The organism is Winogradskya humida, assembly GCF_016862215.1.
Taxonomy (GTDB): domain Bacteria; phylum Actinomycetota; class Actinomycetes; order Mycobacteriales; family Micromonosporaceae; genus Actinoplanes; species Actinoplanes humidus.
The window spans coordinates 1-3,439 of the sequence record NZ_BOMN01000163.1; the positions used below are offsets into that span (position 1 = coordinate 1).

The 3,439-nt window shown below is 55.7% G+C and carries 2 rRNA genes; both read right to left on the bottom strand.

What is annotated here, in order from left to right:
* Positions 1-7 precede the first annotated feature (7 nt).
* Positions 8-124, bottom strand: a 5S ribosomal RNA gene (gene rrf / locus Ahu01nite_RS49955).
* A 138-nt stretch (positions 125-262) separates the two neighbouring features.
* Positions 263-3,372, bottom strand: a 23S ribosomal RNA gene (locus Ahu01nite_RS49960).
* Between the last annotated feature and the right edge of the window lie 67 nt (positions 3,373-3,439).

Consider the following 3,439-nt stretch of genomic DNA (forward strand, 5'->3'; position numbering starts at 1 on the left):
ACGTTGAGTCCGGCGGCGTCCTACTCTCCCACACCCTCCCGAGTGCAGTACCATCGGCGCTGGAGGGCTTAGCTTCCGGGTTCGGAATGAGACCGGGCGTTTCCCCTCCGCTATAACCACCGAAACAGCTATCAGCGTTAAACCATCAACCCAGCCCAAACACCGTATGGTGCCGTGTTTGGGGGGATGGTTGTTTGCTGTGAATCACACAGTGGACGCATAAACGCTTTTACAAGAGCTCACTGGGAGCATCAAGTTTAGGGTGGTTAAGCCCTCGGCCTATTAGTACCGGTCGACTGAACCAGTTACCTGGCTTACATCTCCGGCCTATCAACCCAGTAGTCTAGCTGGGAGCCTTACCCACTCAAGGTGGTGGGATACCTCATCTCGAAGCAGGCTTCCCGCTTAGATGCTTTCAGCGGTTATCCCTTCCGAACGTAGCCAACCAGCCATGCCCCTGGCGGGACAACTGGCACACCAGAGGTTCGTCCGTCCCGGTCCTCTCGTACTAGGGACAGCCCTTCTCAAGTATCCAACGCGCACGGCGGATAGGGACCGAACTGTCTCACGACGTTCTAAACCCAGCTCGCGTACCGCTTTAATGGGCGAACAGCCCAACCCTTGGGACCTGCTACAGCCCCAGGATGCGACGAGCCGACATCGAGGTGCCAAACCATCCCGTCGATATGGACTCTTGGGGAAGATCAGCCTGTTATCCCCGGGGTACCTTTTATCCGTTGAGCGACACCGCTTCCACACGCAAGTGCCGGATCACTAGTCCCGACTTTCGTCCCTGCTCGACCTGTCAGTCTCACAGTCAAGCTCCCTTATGTACTTACACTCAACACCTGATTGCCAACCAGGCTGAGGGAACCTTTGGGCGCCTCCGTTACCCTTTAGGAGGCAACCGCCCCAGTTAAACTACCCACCAGACACTGTCCCTGGACCCGATCAGGGCCCGAAGTTAGATACCCAAATCCAACAGAGTGGTATTTCAAGATTGCCTCCACCCGAACTGGCGTCCGAGCTTCACCGGCTCCCACCTATCCTACACAATTACATTCGGATACCAATGTCAAGCTATAGTAAAGGTCCCGGGGTCTTTCCGTCCTGCCGCGCGTAACGAGCATCTTTACTCGTACTGCAATTTCGCCGGGCCTGTGGTTGAGACAGTGGGGAAGTCGTTACGCCATTCGTGCAGGTCGGAACTTACCCGACAAGGAATTTCGCTACCTTAGGATGGTTATAGTTACCACCGCCGTTTACTGGCGCTTAAGTTCTCCGCCTCGCCCCGAAAGGCTAACAGGTCCCCTTAACGTTCCAGCACCGGGCAGGCGTCAGTCCATATACATCGTCTTACGACTTCGCATGGACCTGTGTTTTTAGTAAACAGTCGCTTCCCCCTGCTCTCTGCGGCCATACCACGCTCCACCCGCACGGGGCTTCACGCGTCCGGCCCCCCTTCTCCCTAAGTTACGGGGGCAATTTGCCGAGTTCCTTAACCACAGTTCGCCCGTCGCCTCGGTATTCTCTACCTGACCACCTGTGTCGGTTTGGGGTACGGGCCGCTCGGAACATCGCTAGAGGCTTTTCTCGGCAGCATAGGATCAATGACTTCACCTGAAACGGCTCGGCATCACGTCTCACCCTTAAATGTGGTGCGGATTTGCCTACACCACGGGCTACACGCTTACCCCGGCACAACCACCGGCCGGGATCATCTACCTTCCTGCGTCACCCCATCGCTAAACTACTACCACCCAAGATCCCAGACTCCACACCATAAACCCGAAGGTCGCCGGCGCTTTGCGTGGTTAGTACAGGTGGGTTCGTCTTGGGCGCTCCTACGCGGGTACGGGAATATCAACCCGTTATCCATCGACTACGCCTCTCGGCCTCGCCTTAGGCCCCGACTCACCCAGGGCGGATTAGCCTGGCCCTGGAACCCTTGGTCATCCGGCGGAAGGGTTTCTCACCCTTCATTCGCTACTCATGCCTGCATTCTCACTCGTATGGCGTCCACGCCTGGGTCACCCCGGCGCTTCACCCGCCATACGACGCTCCCCTACCCATCCACACACCTGCACACCAATCAAGTCGATGCGAAGTAAAAATGTGAATGCCACAGCTTCGGCGGTGTGCTTGAGCCCCGCTACATTGTCGGCGCGGAACCACTTGACCAGTGAGCTATTACGCACTCTTTAAAGGATGGCTGCTTCTAAGCCAACCTCCTGGTTGTCTAAGCGACCCCACATCCTTTTCCACTTAGCACACGCTTAGGGGCCTTAGCTGGTGATCTGGGCTGTTTCCCTCTCGACTACGAAGCTTATCCCCCGCAGTCTCACTGCCGCGCTCTCACTTACCGGCATTCGGAGTTTGGCTGATTTCGGTAAGCTTGTGGGCCCCCTAGACCATCCAGTGCTCTACCTCCGGCAAGAAACACGCGACGCTGCACCTAAATGCATTTCGGGGAGAACCAGCTATCACGGAGTTTGATTGGCCTTTCACCCCTAACCACAGGTCATCCCCCAACTTTTCAACGTTGGTGGGTTCGGTCCTCCACGCAGTCTTACCCACGCTTCAACCTGCCCATGGCTAGATCACTCCGCTTCGGGTCTAGAACATGCGACTAAAGAACGCCCTCTTCAGACTCGCTTTCGCTACGGCTACCCCACACGGGTTAACCTCGCCACATGCCACTAACTCGCAGGCTCATTCTTCAAAAGGCACGCCATCACCCCTAAAGGCTCTGACGGATTGTAGGCGAACGGTTTCAGGTACTATTTCACTCCCCTCCCGGGGTACTTTTCACCATTCCCTCACGGTACTCGTCCGCTATCGGTCACCAGGAAGTATTCAGCCTTACCAGGTGGTCCTGGCAGATTCACAGCAGATTTCAGGAGTCCGCTGCTACTCGGGAACACCATAAGAAGGTCACACATTTTCGTCTACCGGGCTCTCACCGTCTACGGCCGACTTTCCCACGTCGTTCGACTAACATGTAACTTTGTAACTTCTTATCATGATGTCAGTCATGAAAAATGGGTCCCACAACCCCGGATACGCAACCCCTGACAAGTATCACACGTATCTGGTTTAGGCTACATCCGCTTTCGCTCGCCACTACTCACGGAATCACTAAATTGTTTTCTCTTCCTACGGGTACTGAGATGTTTCACTTCCCCGCGTTCCCCCCTACACCCTATGAATTCAGATGCAGGTAACACGACATGACTCGTGCTAGGTTTCCCCATTCGGACACCCTGGGATCACAGCTAGGTTGACAGCTCCCCCAGGCCTATCGCGGCCTCCCACGTCCTTCATCGGCTCCTGGTGCCAAGGCATCCACCGTTCGCCCTTGACAACTTAACCACAAAAAACAAGATGCTCGCGTCCACTGTGCAATTCTCAACCAACAACCAACCCACAACCCCATCCG